The organism is Hydrogenophaga sp. L310 (assembly GCF_055703065.1).
The window spans coordinates 40,359-59,725 of the sequence record NZ_JBVPZA010000021.1 but is presented as its reverse complement, the minus strand read 5'-3'; the positions used below and the strand labels follow the sequence as shown (position 1 = coordinate 59,725).

Genomic DNA, 19,367 nt, shown 5'->3' with positions numbered 1-19,367 from the left:
CGGGGATGATGGCGACCATGAACGAAACGGTGGATCTGCAGAGCATGGACGAGGCGCAAATGCGCCAGATGCTGCAGCGCCTCATGAGCGAGCTCAAACACAAGCAGACCCTGCTGGACAAGCTCACCTACGAGATGGCGATCCTCAAGCGGTTGAAGTTTGCCGCCAAGACCGAGGCGCTCAACGCCGATCAGCGCAGCCTGCTGGAAGAAGCACTCGAAGAAGACCTGCAGGCGGTGGATGACGAGATCGAGCAGCTGCGCCCTGCTGCAGAACGCACCACACGCCAGCTACCGAAGCGCCTGCCACTGCCGGCCCAGCTGGCGCGCCAGGAATTCGCACACGAGCCCGAGGTGACCGATTGCTGCGGCCAGGCCATGCGCCGCATGGGCGAGGACGTGGCCGAGAAGCTCGACTACACGCCCGGCGTGTTCACGGTGCACCGCCATGTGCGCGGCAAGTGGGTGTGCGCCTGCTGCCAGACACTCAAGCAGCAGCCGGTCCAGGCGCACATCATCGACAAGGGCCTGGCCACCACCGGCTTGCTGGCCCAGGTGCTGGTGGCCAAGTACGCGGACCACCTGCCCCTGTACCGCCAGGAGACCATCTATGCCCGTGCTGGGGTGCCGCTGGCACGCTCGACCCTGGCGCAGTGGGTGGGCAGCTGCGGCGTGCAACTGCAGCCGCTGGTCGATGCGCTGCGCCAGGAGGTGCTCGCACACAGCATCGTGCACGCCGATGAGACCCCGGTGCAGATGCTCAAGCGCGGCAGCGAGCGCGATGGCAAGACGCACCGCGCCTACCAGATCTACGCCTACCTGCGATCCCAGGTCGGGCGCGGCGATCCGCTTGCGGATGACGCCAGTGGGCTGTTGCTTCACCCTTCCGTCGGCGACGCCGTTGATGAGACGGTTGTCATCCAGGGGCATGGCATCCGATTTGCGACGGTGGATCTGACAGCATCGCCCGGCGAGATTCGATCGCAATTGCTGCGCTTGTGTGAGCCAGCGCTTCAGTAGTGAAGGCCAGACATCAGCGCCGCCTCGACCTTTCGCCTTGCCACCAAACCTGGCAAGACCTTTCCGCCACCATAGATCCATCGGCAGAGCTCCTGAGCTGATACCGCCCAATCCCGCTGGTTGATCCGTCGCCGAAGCGTCGATGTCTGCAGCCGCCCCGCGCCAAGGTTGAAGGTGAAATCCACAATGGCCGAAAGTCGCCCTTCGGGTTCGGTTGCGAGCACCGGGCAGTAGCGCAGCGTTGCGGCGAGCGCCGTTTGCAGGTCGTGCGTAAGATAGACCTCGGCCTCGGACTCCGTGATCGGCGGGTGCGTCGGCTCGCACAGATGGCCATAGCCAATCGTCCAGTAGCCCGCTGGGCAAATGTACGGATGCGCGCGGCCAGGATCGGCTTTCGGAACGCGATGGAACCCCTCGAAGCGCTTGGCCAGCTCGATGGCCGTTTTCGGCATCCCGGTCACGAGCGCACCCGGTCGAACACGCGCCCGAGAAACCAGAAGTTCAGAACCCCGGCCCACAGCGCCTGATCGGCTTCCGTCCAGGCGTGCAGGATGGCCGTGCCCCAGCCCGCGCCAGCGGTGACGGCGGCCGCGAAAGCAGCCATCTTGGCCGCACAGTACAGCGCCATGAACCAGTAGGTGATTACCGGGCGCACGCTGATCGACAACGCGTCAGCCCAGCGCACACCGGTCTTCTCACCCTGGGTGCGGACGGCATCGCGCAGCGCATCGACGGCACCGACGTTCCAGGCGGCTTCGGCGCTCGCACCAATCTCGGCCATCCGCTGCGCGCCGCGAATTTTCTCGAACTCCAGCGCCTTGTCCTGCATGGCCAGCTCGTGGTCGCGTTCGCCCTTGCGGTCCAGCCACTTGAGGATTTCGGGCGCAAGACGGAAGGCCCCGCCCAGGAGGCCACCGAGGAGGGTTTCGATCATTGGGGGCCTCCCATCAGCTTGAGCTTGATGGCGGCACCGACCAGCAACGCGGCCAGGATGCCTGTGGTGGCCACCTTGATGGTCGTCTGCCAAGCCGTGCGGCGGGCGTCGCGCCAAGCTTCCAGCAGATCGCGCAGCTCCCGGATGTCGCGGGCAGCGTGGCCGTTCTCCAGACCAAGATGGGCGAGGCAGCGTTCAGCACCACGTTCGGCGGCACGGTCGAGCAGATCGTCGAAATCCTCCTTGCGCAGCAGGAGCATGTTCTCGACGAGCGCCGGTTGTTGTTCAGGTTCGGTCATTTGCTTTCTCCAGAAATACGAAACCCGCCCGATGCGTGAGCATCAGGGCGGGTCTCAGGGTTGAATCAGTTGGGTTTCAGATCTCGATGATTTCCAGCGTCAGGCTGGGCGCAATGCCTTCGATGGCGTCGTCGCGCACGAACACCTTCTGGCCAAGGGCCGCAGAGCCCCTCGCCTTGATTCGGCCGCCACCGGGCAATGCGACCGTGACCACGCCAGAGCCGACGTCGGTCACGGTGCCCGCCTGCAGCGGCGGGTCGGGGATCAGTTGGCGAAACTGCTCGTAGAGGTTACGCATAGGTCTGCACGCCCAGCGTCTGCCAGACCTCGGGCAACCCGGCTTCCACTTGGGTCGCGCGGACAATGCCCAATCGCGTGACGCTGCCGTCCTGGTACTCCACGAACGCACCGGGCTCGATGATCCCGGTCTCGGCGAGCACCGGCAGGCGCAGGCTGACCTCGAGCTGGTGACCCGTGTCGGCGAGCACGGCTACGCCACGCTGCCGCGCGGCGGCCGCCTCGGTGATCAGCGGGTCGACGACCATCGGTGCCAGCACTTCTCCGGCAGTCCCGGCCCGGGTCACCTGCCCGAGCACGCCTACGTCCTGCCCGGAAACGAACACGCGGTTATACGCAGGCTTTTCCAACCAGCGCAGCGACTCGCGGGCGACAGCATCGACGGGCAACACGAAGTCGGGCGTGACCGTGCTCCATTCCCAAGGCGCGACCGGGTAGCGGTGACGCACGCGGATGCTCTGGGCCGAGGGATGCGGAATCAAGTAGCCACCTGCAGCACCGGCAATGGCGGTCAGTGCGTCGATCCACGCCCCCTGCTGCGCGAACGCACCGGCGGGGACGTTCCAGTCCGTCAGGCCCCAATCGACCGCCCAGCCCAGCGGGATGCCATTGACCGTGAGCACATCGTCCATCAACTGCCGAGCAGTGCGGCCTTCGGTATTCGAGAACGTCATCACCGGCGCGTAGGGCGCGGCCAGAACGGCGTTGCGCCCCCGTCCGGAGATGCGGATGCTGGCGTCACCAAAGATGCGCTCGCGGCTGATGCTCTCGGCCAGCACGCGAAACGGGGTGCCGTTGACGCTGGCCACGAGTTCGACGGGCCCGGAAGCGCTGCCCGCGACCAGCGCCTCGGCTTTCGCAGGCAGCACCGCATCGAAGCCCCACGCCCAGGACGATGCATCGAGCGACAGCGAAAGGTTGAACACCGGCACCGGCGCGCCATCGGACACGCGGTACAGGGTCACGTTGTTGATCACGAAATAGACCCTCCGAACAGGAACGACCACCGGCTCCCCATCGGGATGCGGTGGGTTGATGTGGTTTTCACAGACGAACAGCAAGTGGCTGTCCGCTGGGGCCAAAGCGGCGAACAGCAGATGCGCGCTCGGCGTGTAGCAAGGTATCGGCGCTGGCGGTTGTGGAACCACCCAGACGCTGATCCCCAGCGGTGGCGGCACGGCGTCCTGATACCGGACACTCCAGCCCTTGAGTGACGGGCTGGCAATCTGAAAATCACTCCCCTGGCGCTCGGTGAGCAGACGCGCGATTTGCCAAAAGCTCACCCGCCCCGCGCGTTTGGTGCGGTCGCCGTCCTGATGCCGAAATCGCGTGGTGTCCCGCAACGGGCCTGCGTTCTGGAACAGACCTTGTCGGGTCGATGCAAAACGCGTGGCGTCCTGGTGCGCAAACCACGTCGAATCCTGCAGCCGGGTCGCATCCTGGTGGCGAGCGCCTCGTTGCTCGGGCGCTGCCGCCAGCACCGGCGGCAACCTGTGCTCGATGCCTTGAGGAACACCCAAGGTGCGTCGCCAGAACGTGTCCCAGCCTGCGGGTGTAGCGGCAGCGTCCTGCTGGCCCTGTGTCGAACCATCTTCCGTCTGCGCTGCCACCTGCCAAGCGTGTGCGGTCTGGCCGACTGTCGGTCGCTGCGTGCGCGAGTAGTACCTGACCTCGCCGGAGAACACGACACCAGGAAGACTTGCACCGGTCACGTCCAAGGGGACGCTCGGGCGCAGCAACAGCGTGGTCACCGTCAATGCAGGTAGCTCGGCCAGCAGTGCGGCCCGCGCTGGCGGGATGAACTTGATCGCCACGACCGGCAACGGCAGGCTGGCCAGCACCACGACGTCGTCGCGCGGCGCGATGTAGTTGGCCCCGAACACCAAGTTGGCGTCGGTGGCAGCCGGTTGGTCAAACAGCAGATCGACCAGCGGAGGCCCGACCGCCACGCTGGCGGTGGGCGCAGGCAACGCGGCGACCAGGGTCACCTCGTTGAGAACGGCAGGCACGGACTACCCCAGGATCGCAGACACCATCCGGGCATCGCCGCCCAGATAGAGGTTGGTGCTGGCCAGCTTCACGTCACCGCTGCCGTCGGTACCGCTGCAGTCCAGATCCAGGGCCGTGACTTCGTTGCCGCTGACCAGCCGCGCCCAGGTGGCGATGCCGGTCGCCGTGATCAGCCCGTCTTCTTGCTGCGTCAGCGTCAAGAGTCCACCTGCAATCGTGCCTGCGGGTTTGGTCAGCCTGATCTCGACCAGCATCGCGCTGGTCGGCGTCGTGGCCGGGTTGGCGGGTCGTGTCCCGCCGTAGATGCGCAGACGCGCCGGATTGCTACCGGCATCCAGGAATGCCAGGGTGCCCGCCAGTCGCGCCTCGTTGTGTTCGACAGTGATGGCAACGGTCACGGCATCATCTCCGGATGAAGGTTGTCCGCGATCACGGCGCGGTACATCTGCTTGTGGTCGTAGCTGACCACGGTGTATCTCTGGGCCGGGTCGATAAGCTCGAACCGGTACGCGCCCGTGGTGTCGCTCCAGGTCTCGGCCACCAGGACACGGGTGTTCTCGCTGACCAGTTGCACCCGCCGCACCAGGGGCTGGTCGGGCTGGCCCTTCTCCTTGACGGTTCCGGCGATGAAGCCGTGGCCGCTGAAGTGGATGTTCTTGCGGCCATTCGGAATCGCGTGAAAGTGCCAGTCGTAGCCACCACCCCGGTTCCACAGCTCAGAGTTGGGGCTGTTCAAGCGCATCAGGTCGCAGTCGGCGTTGACGGCGATATTGGCGGCCGGATCAGGGGGCACCGAAGTCGACCCACCCGCGAGCGGCAGCAGGTCATCGGCGGCGTTCACGCCCACGGTTGCCGGAAACGCGGGCAGACCTGACGGTGTGTCACCCGCAATCGCGTGGACGCGCGCCGTGGCCCCATACAGGAACACGCCCGGGATCAGCTTGCCCCGGTAGGCAGCATCCCCGACCTGGAACATCAGCACCCCACCGGCCTTGAACTGGATCAGGCGCGCCCACGGAACGCCGTTGGCGTCGAAGGCTCCGACGATGACCTCACAGCGCAGGGGCATCCGCTGGCCGACGTTGAAGGTCGGGGCCACGTCTATAACGCCCGCGACCGGCTTCGCTCCATCGTTGACACCGCCCGTCACTGGCGCGCCGTCGCCAAAGCCGCTGTTCCAGCGTGTCACGCTCCAGGCACCGTCAATATGTGCGAACCGGTAGCCCTCGGAACCGTTGCCGGTGGTCATCCACAGGCCGATGTGCTTGCGGGCGCTCGGGTCGGTCAGAAACTCAACATCCGCCTCGAACCAGAAGTCACCGTGGGCGGTTTCGTTGAAGCGCAGGATGGACTGGCTATTGGGGGCCGAGATATCGATGGACTGCTGCACGTTGTTGTGTGTCGCGGCCATTCCGCCGAGGACTGCGGTGTAGCCGGTCGCAGGAGCCGTGGCGAAAGACTCGCTCAGCGGGTAGCTCATGGCTTACCTCCACGGGCCAGTGATGTCGAACGCGATCTGTGCGCCTTCGGTTTCCGAGCTGTACTGCGTCCTGACCAGCAAGAAGCGCTTACCCGCCTGACCCACCACGTTGTCCACGATGGTCTGATCGCTATAGGGCCGGTCCTGGGGCATCCACAGCATCCCGGGCAGGATGCCGCGCATATGGCCGTCCTCCTGCCGCACGTAGGTGGGCAGCATCGGCGTCCTGCATCAGCACGCCAGCGGAGTACTGGCTGCCATCGGTGGCCGACGGGTCAATCTGCTTGACCTTGCCCGTCGCCGTGATCTGCCCGAGCACCGTACCCAGCGGTAAGGTCTGGCCAGCTGCCACGGTCACGCGGTCGCGCGAATAGAGATTGGGCGCCTCGTATTTCAGGAGGTCGCCGAGATTGATTGGTTCTTGCATTGCGGGCACGGGATGCTCCTTTTGGGGTTACTTGGTGCCCAGGCGACTTTTGATGGCCTGGATCAGAGGGTTGTGGGGAGAGGCAGGATGGCCAGTGCTACTTGCCGACATGGCCGACTGCGGGTCGATGCGGCTGACGATTTCGGGACTGGCTTCGGCCTGGGTGGCCAGCAACTGGCTGCGCACCTTGGCGGGTGATGCCTTCGCTTCGAGGAAGCCCGCGATCAGGTCGGTGCGCCCGGCCAGGGTGCAGGTCTGGGCGACTTCAATCGCGTCGGCCATGGTCATGGCGGTGGCGGCGGCCGGTTGAGAAAGACTGCCAGCAGGATCAGCAGCAAGCCGATCAGGAGCAGCGGGGTCGGTTCGATCATTCATGTAAGACTCCATCGGGAGGTTGCTAAAAAGTCCCGCGTGGCTTGCCGCCAACTTCGGGGGTGGGGAAACGGATTCGCAGAGCTGCGCAAGTGCGTCGTCGAAGGTGCCGATGGCGTCGGCCAGCCCGATGGCAACGGCGGCTTGCCCAAAGAACAGTCCCGCCTCGGTGTCACGCACGGCAGATGCCTCGATGCCCCGGTTGCGGGCCACCGTCTCGACGAACAGGCCGTAGACGCGATTCACCTCACCCTTGAGAAAGGCGTGGGCTTCGCTGGAAATCGGCTCGTGCGGGTTGAGATCGTTCTTGCGGTCGCCCGCAAAGACCGCCGTGTAGCGAACGCCGTCCTGGGCATCCCTCTCGGACTGGTCGACGTGCATCGCAATGACGCCAATCGAGCCGACACCACCGGTGCGTGAGACGAACACCTTGCTGGCAGCAGACGCCAGTGCGTAGGCCGCTGAAAAGGCCATGTCGTTGGCCACGGCCCAGACCGGCTTCGTCTGGGCAGCCGCACGGATGCGGTCGGCCAGATCGAACACGCCGCCCGACTCGCCACCCGGTGAGTCAACGTCGAGCAGGATGGCGGCGACATCGGGGCTGGCCAGCGCGGCGTCCAACTGCGCGGTCAGCCCTGCGTAGCTGGTCAAGCCGGATTCAGCTTCCAGGCCCACCGTGCGTCGCACCAGCGTGCCGTGGATGGGGATGAGCGCGCTGGCAATCACGACCTGACCGCCCACGTAGCCGAAGCTGACCCATACCCGGGCAACGCCGGGATGGGTGGCGTCGATCTTGGTCTTGACCTCGAAGCCACCGGCGAGCGCATCCGCGACAAGATCGCCGCCAGCAAGCGCAAAGGGATGTGGATGGGTGGCGTGCCGCCGCTCGGCTTCGACGTCGAGAACCGTCTGCTGGTCATCAACGACACCGAGGCGGCGGTGGTGCGGCGCATCTTTGAGGAGATGCTGACCATCGGCTCGCCCACCCAGATTGCCGTCAACCTGACGCTCGATGGCATCACGACCAAGGCGTGGACGACACAGGACGGCCAGACGCGGGCGGGCACGCGCATCGACAAGAAGTACCTGCACAAGCTGCTGCGCAACCGCATCTACCTCGGGGAGTTGTCGCACAAGGGCAGTTGGTACCCGGGAGTGCATCAAGCCATCATCGATCCCGGGCTGTGGGGCCGGGTTCACGAGGTGCTGGCCAAGGACGGTCACACTCGGTCGGTCGAGACCAAGATCAGGTCGCGCACTGACGCGTTGCTGCGCGGTCTGCTGTACGCGCCCTCGGGCGAACGGATGTACCCGACCTACTCGCGCAAGAACGGGCGCAAGTACCACTACTACGTGTCCAAGTCGGAAGCGCGGTTCGGCGCGCCGGGCAAGGGCTACGAGCGCCTGCCTGCGCTGGAGATCGAGGGGGCGGTGGTGGCCCAGATCCGCACGGTGCTGACCAGCCCGGAAACTGTGGCGTCGGTGGTGCGGCACATCCAACGCAACGGGGCACAGATCGACGAGGCCACGACCGTGATGGCCATGGGACGGCTCAACAACGTGTGGGATCAACTGTTCCCAGTCGAGCGCCACCGCATCGCCAATCTGATGATCGAGCGCATCGATCTCGTCCACGCGGGCGAGGTGCAGGGGATCAAGGTGAAGTGGCGTGAGGTGGGTTGGAACGCGCTGATCAAGGAGTTCGCCCCGGACAGCATCGGTGCCGAACTGCTGGAGGTCGAAGCCTGATGGACGAGTCGATGGAAACCTTCGTGCCCCTGACGTTTCGCCGCCGAGGCGTCCAACGCGTGGCTGCCGACGACCGGCACGTCCACGACGTGACACTGCTCGACGGTGTGGCACGCGCCTTCTACTGGCAGCACCTGCTGGACACCGGCGCGATGCAGAGCGGTTCCGCCATCGCCCGCGCCGAGAAGCTGCACCACTCGGTGGTCAACGAACTGCTGCGCCTGACCCTGCTGGCCCCCGACATCATTGAGCAGTTCATGGCGGGCAAGCAGCCACGGCGGCTGACGCTGATTTGGTTTCAGCGAAACCGCCTGACGGTCGACTGGCACGCCCAGCGCCAGCTCATGGCCACCTTCGAGGAGGACGTATGAGCAAGAAGCATCGCGGCCACGCCAAGGGCGACCCTGTGACGTATCAGACGCCGCTGCCCGCTGGCGGCGTGCAGATGGAAACCTTCCTGCCCTGGACGCTCGTACGCCGGGGCCTGAAGAAGCAGGTCATCACGCCGCTGGATGCGCCGCAGGAGTTCCAGAACGAGGCTCGCCGCGAGCGATTGATGAAGGCGGCCGCGCAGGACACGCCTTTGATGCGTGCGCTCGGCCTCGCGCATCACTGGCAAAGGTTGATGGACGAAGGGCGCTTCGCATCGATCACTGAGATCGCTGAAGCTGAAGGCTTCGATTTGGGTCGTGCCAGTCGGATCGCCCGATTGGCACAGTTGGCACCCAGCATCGTTGAAGCCTGCGCAACCGGTGCGGCTGCCGGCGTGACATTGGAAAGCGTCAGCCGTCGTGCCATTCCCCAGCGGTGGGACGAGCAGCGTGAGCGGCTGCGACTCGCGTAATTAGCTACCGCAGCAACCGCCCTTGCCACGCTCCTGAATCGGCGGGCAGGGCACTGTGCCGTAGGAGCAGTACACACAGCAGTCACCCGGCTTGGGCTTGAGAACGGCGTGACACTGCTCACAATCGTAGAACCACTGGCAGGCGTCTGTCGGCATCGTCTCGGTCTTGGCGTGGCCGCACTCGGGACAGGTCAGCGTCGATTCCAGGATCACCGCAGTCATTTGGCGGCTTCCGCCAAAGTGGACGGAAAACCTGCGTCCTTGGTGGCGCGTGTGAGGGCCTCGACGTTCGCCTTCGCATCATCGAACGTGACCTTGGCCTCACGTCGATCCAGGCTCACGTCGATCTTGCTGACGCCGGAGACCTTGGTCAGCGCTTTCTTGACCGTGATCGGGCAAGTGGCGCAGTTCATGCCCGGCACGGACAGCGTGACGCTCTGCGTGGCAGCCCAGACGGGCGAGGTCATCGCGGCCAACGCCGCCAGGGCAACGAGTTTTCTCATGGCAGTTTCCTTTTAGTAAAACCAGGGCGCGATCAGCGGGAATCCGAGCGCAGCGATGACCAGCGCAACCACGACCCAGAACAACGCCTTGTAACTGCGGTTGACCTGTGGCAGCGCGCAGACCTGCCCGGGCTCACAGGCAGCAACGGGTCGCCAGATGCGCCGGTACGCGAAAAACAGTGCCACGAACGCCGCACCGGTGAAGAAGGGCTGATACGGTTCGAGCAGGGTCAGGTTGCTGATCCACGCGCCGGAGACACCCAGCGTGATCAGCACCAAGGGGCCGAGGCAGCAGGTAGAAGCGAGGATGGCGGCTAGACCGCCGGTCAGTAGCGCGCCATGCCCACCGCTGGTTCGAGATTCAGTTGGGGAATCTGGTTTCATGGCGTAAGCTTACTTCCGTACTTAAGTACGGAGTCAAGTGCCATGAACGAACTACCCGAAACCCTGACCATTGGCGTCCTGGCCGAGGCCGCCGGGGTCAACGTCGAAACGATCCGCTTCTACCAGCGCAAGGGTTTGATGCAGGAGCCCGACCGCCCGCTGGGCGGCATCCGCCGCTACGGCGAGGCGGATCTGGCGCGCGTGCGCTTCATCAAGTCCGCTCAGCGTCTGGGGTTCAGCCTCGACGAGATCGCGGACTTGCTGAAGCTCGAGGACGGGTCGCATTGCAACGAGGCCCGCGAGCAGGCCGAGCGCAAGCTCACGGATGTGCGCGCTCGGCTTGCCGATCTGAAAAGGATTGAGGGTGCGCTGCAGGGTCTCGTCGAGCGCTGCTGCGCCGCGAGCGGGGAAGTGCAGTGTCCGCTGATTGCGGCGTTGCAGGCGGCGTGAGCGTCCAGACCGGTTGCCTCCGTTTTCGGTCGCCGACGCCTGAGCAGACGAAAACCGCAACCGCCTGCCCTTAAACCCGCGAAAACAGCGGACTTCGGCACTTGCACGGTCAAGAGGTCAGCAGAGAACAGAGAGAGAAAAACGGTGGAATGCACGACGGAAACGGCGACTTCGGCCGGGGTGCGCTCAAGAGGTCAAGCTCGAAAACCGCGCCAACACTGGGGGAACGGGCAAAAAAAATCCCAACCGGATAAGGGTTGGGATTTCACATTATGGTGGAGCTGGGGGGAATTGAACCCCCGTCCGCAAGCCTTCTTCGCGCAGTTCTACATGTGTAGCCGTCTGATTTGAGTCTCGCTTCCTGTATCGCGCAGCGGCACGCTATACAGGACGCCAGCAACCTTGAATCTTGCTGTGCGCCAAGTTACCCGACGCCCAGCCAGCCTATTGAATTATCTTTGCAGCCTGGACTCTCGCGGCTTGCGCCGTCTGAACCCTTGCCCAGCCCATAGGCCTGCTGTTGCAAAGCTCACCGGCAATTAAGCGGCGAGTGCGAAACGTTCGTCGTTTGCAGTTAGTTTTTTTCTGCGGATTTACGAGGTGACAGAACCTCGACATGCCCTGCTGCGTGTCCGAACCCACGTCGAAACCAGTGCAGCCCCTGAATGTCTGAGTTTAAGGCAGTTGGAGCAATTTCAAGACCTGCAATGGAGAAAGAACTTCCGCATCAGCGCCCCAATGCCCGGTTTCACCCCCAACACCGAGGTAACCATAGCGCGCAGCCACTGTGAACATGCCCGCCTCGCGCCCGGCCACGATGTCGCGCTCGTCATCCCCCACGTAGATGCAGGCCTCCGGGCTCACGCCAAGGCGACGCGCGGCCTCGCGCAAAGGCTCCGGGTGCGGCTTGGGCCAGGGCGTGGTGTCACCGCACACCACCGCCCCCGCCCCGGACAGCATGGGCAAACCCGCCAGCACCGGCTCGGTCAGGCGTTGCGCCTTGTTGGTGACGATGCCCCAGGGCATTTGCCCCAGCGCCAGCGTGGCCACCAGTTCCTCAACCCCTTCGAAACACCGGGTATGGTGCAGCAGGCACTGCTCGTAATGAGCCAGAAACTCCTGTTTGAGGGCATCGTAGGCAGGATCGGCCGGGGGAACCCCGAAGGCCACCTGGATCATGCCTCGCGCGCCCGAACTGGCGTGGGGCCGGTAGCCCTCCAGCGGCAATGCGGGCAACTGCCGGGCCGCACGCATCCGCTCGACCGCCAGCGCCAGGTCGGGTGCACTGTCCACCAAGGTACCGTCCAGATCGAACAGCACCGCCTTCACCGCAAACAGTGGAAGCTTCATGCCTTGCGCGTGGCCAGCAGGTAGTTCACGCTGGTGTCCTGGCTCAACCAGTAGCGCTTGGTCAGGGGGTTGTATTCCATGCCACGTGTCTGGACCAGATCAAGGCTCGCAGCGCGGCAATAGCCCGCCAGTTCGCTGGGACGGATCATCTTGGCGTATTCGTGCGTGCCCTTGGGCAGCATTTGCAGCAGATACTCGGCGCCCACGATGGCAAACAGGAACGACTTGGGGTTGCGGTTGATGGTGGAGAAAAACACCCATCCCCCCGGCTTGACCAGTTCGGCGCATGCACGCACCACCGAGGCCGGATCGGGCACGTGTTCCAGCATCTCCATGCAGGTCACCACATCAAAAGAAGCCGGCTGCTCCGCAGCCAGCGCTTCGGCGCTGACTTCCCGGTAGCTGACACCGGCCGTGCCGGCTTCCAGCGCGTGCAGCTGGGCCACCCGGAGCGCTTTTGTGGAAAGGTCGATGCCTGTGACCTGGGCGCCTTTGCGGGCCATGGAGTCGGACAGGATGCCGCCACCGCAACCCACATCCAACACTTTTTTGCCCGACAGGCTGGCGAGTTCGTCGATCCAGGCCAGTCTCAAAGGGTTGATCTGGTGCAGCGGTCGGAATTCGCTCTCGGGATCCCACCAACGGTGGGCGAGATCGGAAAATTTGGCCAGTTCGGCCGGATCGGCATTGACGGGATTCATGATGCGGATTTTCACACGGCTTCAGGGTGCGAGTCCGTGCTGCGTGGCGAAGTGCTGTCGCTCGCGCAGGACATCAGCGGGCGATATGCAGATTTTTGGCGCTTGCAGGCCCAGGTACTGCAGTTGCTGGCGGTAGTCGGGGTTCTGGTAGGGATCGGCCACCACGTAACCGGCTTGCCCGGTGCACGTGCCATCGGGTCGGCAATCTTTCCAGGTTGCGCCAAAAACGATCCGCCCGTCACGCGTCAAGCCAGGGAAGGCACTGGCCAGCACCTGCGTGCGCCAGTCTTCGATCCGAAACACCTGTCCTTTCAGCGCTGGCCGCGGGTCCACAAAATAGACCGACGCGTTGTCGGTGTAGGTCAGCATGGCAGGTTGGTCGGTGGCGAAGCCGAAAACCGCTTTCCCCGGCGTTACCTGCAGGTCCCAGCGCAGGTCGCAGGGATGAACAGGAACCAGAGCCCCCTGGGCCAGACCATAGACGCGCATGCTCGGCTTCCCCCATCGGGGGTTGATCGGGATGGCAGAAAACGCCAGGCCATCGACCGACAGCATGGGCAGGGTGTAGACATTGCCGTCGATGACCTCGCGGGACCGGCAGATGAACTGCGGGCCAGAGTCGTGAACGACCTCGACCCCGCGCGCATCATCGCGCAGCCCCAGCGTGCGCACCTGGAGCGGACCAGTGCCCTGCCCCGCCCGGCCTCCCTGGGGCCAGCTCATGGACCGGATCCAGATCAGCGAAGGGTCGGGGCTCTGGACCCTGTCCAGCTCGGAGGCGGCGGCATAAAAGCCCTTCATGCCGCCTTTGAACAAGGGCCGCGCCACCTGCTGCTGGCGCACGATGTCCGAAAAACGGTAGTGGCTGCCATCCACATCCACCAGATAGCGCCAGCTGCCCTGCACGGGAAAAGCCTCGTTGCTGAGTGGGGTCTTGCGCACCGTCATCCGGCCGTTGGGTTCTGAGGGCAGTTCGATCAGGGCCACCTGGCCCAGTTGCGCCCCCGAAAACGAGCGCAGGACAAAACGCCCGTCAGGACTGATGCGCTCGTAGGTCCCCAGCGCAGCCATGCCCTGGCTGTCACGCCCCACCTGTGCCGGATCGAGTGGAAGGTAGCTGACGGCCTCGATGCACGACCCGTCCCGCGCACCTTGTGCGGGCTGCGACAGGACGTCAAAACCCGTCAGCGCCAAGGCTGCGCCAGCAAAGACCAGGAAAACGGGTTTGAGCACCATCAATACACTGGTCAAGATCAATGTCTGGAAGGGCGAACCAGCGCACGCTGCAGCGCAAGCCACCGGAATTGCAGGGCATCACGCCATGCCTCGTCGGGCATCACACCCCAAACGGGCCAGGGATGGAGTTGTGACCCCAGCGACACGAAACTCATGGGCAAATGGTTCACACCGCGCCAGAGCCATTGACAACGGGCCGGCATGGCGTGCAATGCATACGGATCGATCAACGTGGATGCAGGGGAAGCCAACGCCGCCCGCCATTCTTCTTCCGGCACCCGGGGATCTTTCCAGCTCAATACCCGGTAACCGATCGCTTCGGCAGCCTGTCTCATGCGCGACCACTCCAGCAGGCTGTAGACCATGCGAGGAGACAGCAGCATGATCACCACGGGCTTGCTGGCGTCGGTCGGCGGGCTCACCAAGCACACTTTCTCTTCCGCCGTCATCACCCGCACGGCACGCCAGGATGCCTCCGGCAACCCGTCCTGCGCACTGGCGGGCCAGGCCCACGCACTCAGGAAGATGCCACTCAGCAGGCTGAACAAACGGGGCATGGGGCTTGATGGCGTGAAAAAGCCCCATGCGCTTTCGCGCATGGGGCTTTGTGTCAGAAGCGCCGCAAGCGGTGCTTACTGGCCCGAACGGGTGCCAACCACTTCAACTTCCACGCGACGGTTCTTCGCACGGCCTTCGCGGGTGGCGTTGTCGGCCACCGGCTGGGTCAGGCCCTTGCCTTCGGTGTAGATGCGGTTGCTTTCGATGCCCTTGCTCACCAGATAGGCCTTGACGGCTTCAGCACGGCGAACCGACAGGGCCTGGTTGTAGCCGGCAGGGCCGGTCGAGTCGGTGTGACCCACAGCGATCACCACTTCCAGGTTGATGCCGCCAACCTTGCTGGCCAGATCGTCCAGCTTGGCCTTGCCTTCGGGCTTGACCACAGCCTTGTCGAAGTCGAAGAAGGCATCGGCAGCGTAGGTCACCTTGGTGGCTGCGGGAGCAGGGGCCGGAGCCGGAGCCGGAGCCGGTGCAGGTGCTGGTGCTGGTGCAGGAGCAACGGCAACAGGTGCAGGAGCCGGTGCAGGAACAATGGCTCCGTCGCAACCCTTGGCAGCGGTCGCCGGCGTCCAGAAAGCATTGCGCCAGCACAGGGTGCCATCGCCGTTCCTCCATTGCAGGTTGCCGTGGCCATTGCGCCAGTTGTCATTGGTTTCAGTGCCGCTGGAGGGCGCGGCAAATACAGCCGAAGCCATGGCGGCGGTTGCAAACAGCATTGCCACTTTGTTCAGTTTTTTCATGGTTTTTCCTCTTAGTTTGAGCCGCGGACGGGCCATATATCAACAATAACGCTTGAAGTGACCACCACTCAAAACGCTGAATTTATTGTGCCACAAGGCTGTGGCACTGGCTTCCGGGCCGCTGACGTCGGTTGTAACCGCTTTCTGCACATCTGGCGCATTCGTTGCCGGCATACCACACTAAGACTTAAAAAGAAGGCCTTGGCAGTAGCCCTAAAATGACGGGTTGCCTTTCGGCCTTTCAGCACCTCACGCCTTCGCTCATGACACAGTTCGCCAAAGAGACCCTGCCCATCAGCCTTGAAGAGGAAATGCGGCGCAGCTACCTGGATTACGCGATGAGCGTGATCGTGGGTCGTGCGCTGCCCGATGCACGAGATGGTCTCAAACCCGTTCACCGGCGCGTGTTGTTTGCCATGCACGAGTTGAATAACGACTGGAACCGGCCGTACAAGAAATCGGCCCGTATCGTCGGCGATGTGATCGGTAAATACCACCCGCACGGCGATTCCGCGGTGTACGACACCATCGTCCGGATGGCGCAGGACTTCTCGTTGCGCCACATGCTGGTGGACGGTCAGGGCAACTTCGGATCGGTCGACGGCGACAACGCTGCGGCCATGCGTTACACCGAAATCCGACTGTCGAAGATCGCCCACGAAATGCTGGCCGACATTGACAAGGAAACCGTCAACTTCGGACCCAATTACGACGGTTCGGAAAAAGAACCGCTGGTATTGCCCTCGCGCCTGCCCAATTTGCTGGTGAACGGTTCTTCGGGCATTGCGGTCGGCATGGCAACCAATATTCCGCCCCACAACCTCAACGAAGTGGTTGACGCCTGCCTGCACCTGCTGAAGCAACCCGAAGCCACGATCGACGAGCTGATGGAAATCATCCCGGCGCCCGACTTCCCGACCGCCGGCATCATCTACGGCATGACCGGCGTGAAAGACGGTTACCGCACCGGCCGAGGCCGCGTGGTGATGCGCGCCAAGTGCCATTTCGAGGACATCGACAAGGGCCAGCGCCAGTCCATCATCGTGGACGAACTGCCCTACCAGGTGAACAAGAAGACGCTGCAGGAGCGCATTGCCGAGCTGGTGCACGAGAAGAAGATCGAAGGCATCAGCCACATCCAGGACGAGTCGGACAAATCCGGCATGCGCCTGGTGATCGAACTCAAGCGCGGCGAAGTACCCGAGGTGGTGCTCAACAACCTGTACAAGCAGACGCAGCTGCAGGACACCTTCGGCATCAACATGGTGGCCCTGATCGACGGGCAGCCGCGCCTGTGCAACCTGAAGGACCTGATCCAGGTGTTCCTGGAGCACCGCCGCGAAGTGGTGACGCGCCGCACGGTGTTCAACCTGCGCAAGGCGCGCGAGCGCGGCCATGTGCTCGAAGGCCTGGCGGTCGCGCTGGCCAACATCGACGACTTCATCCGCATCATCCGCGAATCGCCCACACCGCCGGTGGCCAAGGCCGAGCTGATGGCCCGCCCGTGGGACAGCTCCCTGGTGCGCGAGATGCTGACCCGCACCCGGATCGACGGTGGTGTGATCAACGCCGACGACTACCGCCCCGAAGGCCTGGAACGCGAGTTCGGCATGGGCGGGGACGGTTTGTACCGCCTCTCCGAGACGCAGGCCCAGGAAATCCTGCAGATGCGCCTGCAACGCCTGACGGGTCTGGAGCAGGACAAGATCGTGGCCGAATACAAGGAAGTGATGGGCGTCATCGACGACCTGCTCGACATCCTGGCCAAACCCGAACGCGTGTCCACCATCATTGGCGAAGAACTCACCGAAGTGAAGACTGAGTTCGGCCAGACCAAGCTCGGCGCGCGCCGCAGCGAGATCGAACACAGCGCCCAGGACCTCTCCACCGAAGACCTGATCACGCCCACCGACATGGTGGTCACGCTCAGCCACAGCGGCTACATCAAGAGCCAGCCGCTCTCCGAATATCGGGCACAGAAACGCGGCGGTCGCGGCAAACAGGCCACCGCCACGAAAGAAGACGACTGGATCGACCAGCTCTTCATCGCCAACACGCACGACTACATCCTCTGCTTCTCCAACCGGGGCCGCCTGTACTGGCTCAAGGTCTGGGAAGTGCCGGCCGGTTCGCGCGGCTCGCGTGGCCGCCCGATCGTCAACATGTTCCCCCTGCAAGAGGGCGAGAAGATCAACGTGGTGCTGCCGCTGACCGGTGAGATGCGCAGCTTCCCGCAGGACCGCTACGTGTTCATGGCCACGTCGATGGGCACGGTCAAGAAAACCGCGCTGGACGAGTTCAGCAACCCGCGCAAGGCCGGCATCATCGCCGTGGACCTGGACGAGGGCGACTTCCTGATCGGCGCCGCGCTGACCGATGGACAACACGACGTGATGCTGTTCTCCGACGGCGGCAAGGCGGTCCGTTTTGACGAGAACGACGTGCGCCCCATGGGCCGCAATGCGCGTGGCGTTCGCGGCATGATGATCGAAGAAAGCCAGAGCGTGATCGCCATGCTGGTGGCCGAAGACGAACAGCAGAGCGTGCTCACCGCCACCATCAACGGCTACGGCAAGCGCACGCCGATTGGCGAATACACCCGCCATGGCCGTGGCACCAAGGGCATGATCGCGATCCAGCAGAGCGAGCGCAACGGCAAGGTCGTGGCCGCCACCCTGGTCCACACCGACGACGAGATCATGCTGATCACCGACAAGGGCGTTCTGGTGCGCACCCGCGTTTCGGAAATCCGCGAGATGGGCCGGGCCACGCAGGGGGTGACCCTGATCGCGCTGGACGAAGGCGCTGAGCTTTCCGGCTTGCAACGCATCGTGGAAAACGACGCCAATGTGCCCGAGCTGGCGGACGACAGCGAGGCTGACAGCACGGACGAGCAGCCGTGATGCAGCGCCCGTACAACTTTTCCGCGGGTCCGGCCGCGATGCCGGTGGAAGTGCTGCAGCAGGCAGCGGCCGACATGCTGGACTGGCACGGCAGTGGCATGAGCGTGATGGAGATGAGCCATCGCGGCAAGGAGTTCATGTCCATCATCGAGACGGCCGAAGCCGACTTGCGTGAGCTGCTGGCGGTGCCACCGAACTTTCGCATCCTGTTCATGCAGGGCGGCGGCCTGGCCGAAAACGCCATCGTGCCGCTGAACCTGTCGCGCGGCGGCGTGGTGGACTTCGTGGTCACGGGCAGCTGGAGCCAGAAGTCGTTCAGGGAAGCGCGCAAGTTCTGCGATCCCCACCTGGCGGCCAGCAACGAGGCCGACGCACACACCAGCCTGCCGACGCCTGGCAGCTGGCAACTCAGCCAGGATGCGCAATACGTGCACCTGTGCAGCAACGAAACCATCCATGGCGTCGAACTGCACGAACTGCCCGACCTGAAGGCACTCGGCAGCAACGCACCGCTGGTGATCGACTTCTCGTCCCATGTGGCCTCGCGCACCGTGGACTGGCGCCGTGTCGGGCTGGCTTTTGGCGGCGCCCAGAAAAACCTCGGCCCGGCGGGCGTCACCCTGGTCGTGGTGCGGGAAGACCTGCTCGGTCATGCGCTGTCGATCTGCCCGAGCGCCTTCGACTACAAGACCGTGGCCGACAACGGCTCGATGTACAACACGCCACCCACCTACAGCATCTACATGGCTGGACTCACCTTCCAGTGGCTCAAGCGCCAGACCGAAGGCGATCTGCGGGGGATAGCGGCCATGGAACATCGCAACAGGGCCAAGGCCGAGCTGCTGTACGGTTTCATCGACCAGTCTTCGTTCTATGTGAACAAGGTCGCACCGGCCTGCCGCTCGCGCATGAACGTGCCGTTCTTCCTGCGCGACGAGTCGCGCAACGAGGCCTTCCTCACCGGAGCCAGGGCGGCGGGCCTGTTGCAGCTCAAGGGCCACAAGTCGGTCGGTGGCATGCGCGCCAGTCTCTACAACGCCATGCCGCTGGAAGGCGTGCAGGCGCTGGTCGCCTACATGCGCGACTTCGAACAAACACAGGCTTGAAACCG

General features: G+C 64.0%; 22 protein-coding genes, 1 other RNA gene and 3 pseudogenes. 7 read left to right on the top strand and 19 right to left on the bottom strand.

Features of this window, described 5'->3' with window-relative positions; translation table 11 throughout:
- Positions 1-68 precede the first annotated feature (68 nt).
- Positions 69-830: pseudogene (tnpC, locus tag AC0GNO_RS22155) on the top strand (IS66 family transposase); the annotation flags it as partial.
- 182 nt (positions 831-1,012) lie between these two features.
- Here the strand turns inward: tnpC and AC0GNO_RS22150 are convergent.
- From AC0GNO_RS22150 to AC0GNO_RS22105, 10 genes and pseudogenes are all read right to left on the bottom strand, one after another.
- Positions 1,013-1,471, bottom strand: coding sequence for a lysozyme (locus tag AC0GNO_RS22150; RefSeq protein WP_370870975.1), 459 nt, complete (start codon positions 1,469-1,471; stop codon positions 1,013-1,015).
- Positions 1,472-1,476: 5 nt separating this feature from the next.
- Positions 1,477-1,953 carry a hypothetical protein gene (locus AC0GNO_RS22145; protein WP_305334504.1) on the bottom strand — a complete coding sequence of 159 codons (477 nt, stop codon included), beginning with the start codon at positions 1,951-1,953 and terminating at the stop codon, positions 1,477-1,479.
- Positions 1,950-2,252, bottom strand: coding sequence for a DUF6127 family protein (locus AC0GNO_RS22140; RefSeq protein WP_147073246.1), 303 nt, complete (start codon positions 2,250-2,252; stop codon positions 1,950-1,952). The genes AC0GNO_RS22145 and AC0GNO_RS22140 overlap by 4 nt, the downstream gene beginning before the upstream one ends.
- A gap of 76 nt (positions 2,253-2,328) precedes the next feature.
- Positions 2,329-2,550: a hypothetical protein gene (locus AC0GNO_RS22135; RefSeq protein WP_305334505.1), complete on the bottom strand. Its 222-nt coding sequence runs from the start codon at positions 2,548-2,550 to the stop codon at positions 2,329-2,331.
- The gene (locus AC0GNO_RS22130; RefSeq protein WP_305334506.1) at positions 2,543-4,558 is read right to left on the bottom strand and encodes a hypothetical protein; all 2,016 of its coding nucleotides are present in this window, start codon (positions 4,556-4,558) and stop codon (positions 2,543-2,545) included. Before AC0GNO_RS22130 ends, AC0GNO_RS22135 begins: the two co-directional genes overlap by 8 nt.
- 3 nt (positions 4,559-4,561) lie before the next feature.
- Complete coding sequence (locus AC0GNO_RS22125; RefSeq protein ID WP_305334507.1) at positions 4,562-4,957, bottom strand: hypothetical protein; 396 nt, start codon at positions 4,955-4,957, stop codon at positions 4,562-4,564.
- Complete coding sequence (locus tag AC0GNO_RS22120) at positions 4,954-6,039, bottom strand: hypothetical protein (protein WP_305334508.1); 1,086 nt, start codon at positions 6,037-6,039, stop codon at positions 4,954-4,956. Before AC0GNO_RS22120 ends, AC0GNO_RS22125 begins: the two co-directional genes overlap by 4 nt.
- Before the next feature lie 3 nt (positions 6,040-6,042).
- Positions 6,043-6,258: a hypothetical protein gene (locus AC0GNO_RS22115; RefSeq protein WP_472905535.1), complete on the bottom strand. Its 216-nt coding sequence runs from the start codon at positions 6,256-6,258 to the stop codon at positions 6,043-6,045.
- Positions 6,212-6,475, bottom strand: a pseudogene (locus tag AC0GNO_RS22110) (head decoration protein); the annotation flags it as partial. The pseudogene AC0GNO_RS22110 and the gene AC0GNO_RS22115, both read right to left, overlap by 47 nt.
- Positions 6,476-6,493: 18 nt before the next feature.
- Positions 6,494-7,579 carry a S49 family peptidase gene (locus AC0GNO_RS22105; RefSeq protein ID WP_472905533.1) on the bottom strand — a complete coding sequence of 362 codons (1,086 nt, stop codon included), beginning with the start codon at positions 7,577-7,579 and terminating at the stop codon, positions 6,494-6,496.
- A gap of 66 nt (positions 7,580-7,645) precedes the next feature.
- Here AC0GNO_RS22105 and AC0GNO_RS22100 point away from each other — a divergent pair.
- From AC0GNO_RS22100 to AC0GNO_RS22090, 3 genes and pseudogenes are all read left to right on the top strand, one after another.
- Positions 7,646-8,587 (top strand): annotated as a pseudogene (locus AC0GNO_RS22100) (recombinase family protein); the annotation flags it as partial.
- On the top strand, positions 8,587-8,958 hold the full coding sequence (locus AC0GNO_RS22095) for a site-specific recombinase resolvase (protein WP_147073324.1): 372 nt from the start codon (positions 8,587-8,589) through the stop codon (positions 8,956-8,958). The pseudogene AC0GNO_RS22100 and the gene AC0GNO_RS22095, both read left to right, overlap by 1 nt.
- On the top strand, positions 8,955-9,431 hold the full coding sequence (locus tag AC0GNO_RS22090; protein WP_337853500.1) for a LacI family transcriptional regulator: 477 nt from the start codon (positions 8,955-8,957) through the stop codon (positions 9,429-9,431). The genes AC0GNO_RS22095 and AC0GNO_RS22090 overlap by 4 nt, the downstream gene beginning before the upstream one ends.
- Here the strand turns inward: AC0GNO_RS22090 and AC0GNO_RS22085 are convergent, their stop codons facing one another.
- The 3 genes from AC0GNO_RS22085 to merT are packed head-to-tail and all read right to left on the bottom strand — an operon-like array spanning position 9,432 to position 10,318.
- Positions 9,432-9,653 carry a GDCCVxC domain-containing (seleno)protein gene (locus AC0GNO_RS22085; protein ID WP_147073328.1) on the bottom strand — a complete coding sequence of 74 codons (222 nt, stop codon included), beginning with the start codon at positions 9,651-9,653 and terminating at the stop codon, positions 9,432-9,434.
- A complete protein-coding gene (gene merP, locus AC0GNO_RS22080) occupies positions 9,650-9,934 on the bottom strand; it encodes a mercury resistance system periplasmic binding protein MerP (RefSeq protein ID WP_147073330.1) in 285 nt (94 codons plus the stop codon). The genes AC0GNO_RS22085 and merP overlap by 4 nt, the downstream gene beginning before the upstream one ends.
- 12 nt (positions 9,935-9,946) lie before the next feature.
- A complete protein-coding gene (gene merT, locus AC0GNO_RS22075) occupies positions 9,947-10,318 on the bottom strand; it encodes a mercuric ion transporter MerT (RefSeq protein ID WP_147073332.1) in 372 nt (123 codons plus the stop codon).
- 42 nt (positions 10,319-10,360) lie between these two features.
- On the opposite strand from merT, the gene merR reads away from it, so the two are divergent.
- On the top strand, positions 10,361-10,768 hold the full coding sequence (merR, locus tag AC0GNO_RS22070; RefSeq protein WP_147073334.1) for an Hg(II)-responsive transcriptional regulator: 408 nt from the start codon (positions 10,361-10,363) through the stop codon (positions 10,766-10,768).
- A gap of 273 nt (positions 10,769-11,041) precedes the next feature.
- On the opposite strand, the gene ssrA is transcribed toward merR, so the two are convergent.
- The 6 genes from ssrA to ompA all read right to left on the bottom strand — a co-directional run bounded on the left by ssrA (position 11,042) and on the right by ompA (position 15,353).
- Positions 11,042-11,430, bottom strand: a transfer-messenger RNA (tmRNA) gene (gene ssrA / locus AC0GNO_RS22065).
- Positions 11,431-11,443: 13 nt separating this feature from the next.
- Positions 11,444-12,118, bottom strand: coding sequence for an HAD-IA family hydrolase (locus AC0GNO_RS22060; protein ID WP_472905532.1), 675 nt, complete (start codon positions 12,116-12,118; stop codon positions 11,444-11,446).
- Complete coding sequence (gene ubiG / locus AC0GNO_RS22055; RefSeq protein ID WP_472887843.1) at positions 12,115-12,819, bottom strand: bifunctional 2-polyprenyl-6-hydroxyphenol methylase/3-demethylubiquinol 3-O-methyltransferase UbiG; 705 nt, start codon at positions 12,817-12,819, stop codon at positions 12,115-12,117. The genes AC0GNO_RS22060 and ubiG overlap by 4 nt, the downstream gene beginning before the upstream one ends.
- Before the next feature lie 21 nt (positions 12,820-12,840).
- A complete protein-coding gene (locus AC0GNO_RS22050; RefSeq protein ID WP_472905531.1) occupies positions 12,841-14,070 on the bottom strand; it encodes a hypothetical protein in 1,230 nt (409 codons plus the stop codon).
- A gap of 2 nt (positions 14,071-14,072) precedes the next feature.
- A complete protein-coding gene (locus tag AC0GNO_RS22045) occupies positions 14,073-14,603 on the bottom strand; it encodes a hypothetical protein (protein ID WP_472905530.1) in 531 nt (176 codons plus the stop codon).
- Between the two features lie 84 nt (positions 14,604-14,687).
- The gene (gene ompA / locus AC0GNO_RS22040; protein WP_472887840.1) at positions 14,688-15,353 is read right to left on the bottom strand and encodes an outer membrane protein OmpA; all 666 of its coding nucleotides are present in this window, start codon (positions 15,351-15,353) and stop codon (positions 14,688-14,690) included.
- Positions 15,354-15,616: 263 nt separating this feature from the next.
- Here ompA and gyrA point away from each other — a divergent pair, with 263 nt between their 5' ends.
- A complete protein-coding gene (gyrA, locus tag AC0GNO_RS22035) occupies positions 15,617-18,256 on the top strand; it encodes a DNA gyrase subunit A (RefSeq protein ID WP_472905529.1) in 2,640 nt (879 codons plus the stop codon).
- The gene (gene serC, locus AC0GNO_RS22030; RefSeq protein ID WP_472887838.1) at positions 18,256-19,362 is read left to right on the top strand and encodes a 3-phosphoserine/phosphohydroxythreonine transaminase; all 1,107 of its coding nucleotides are present in this window, start codon (positions 18,256-18,258) and stop codon (positions 19,360-19,362) included. The genes gyrA and serC overlap by 1 nt, the downstream gene beginning before the upstream one ends.
- The last annotated feature ends 5 nt before the right edge of the window (positions 19,363-19,367 follow it).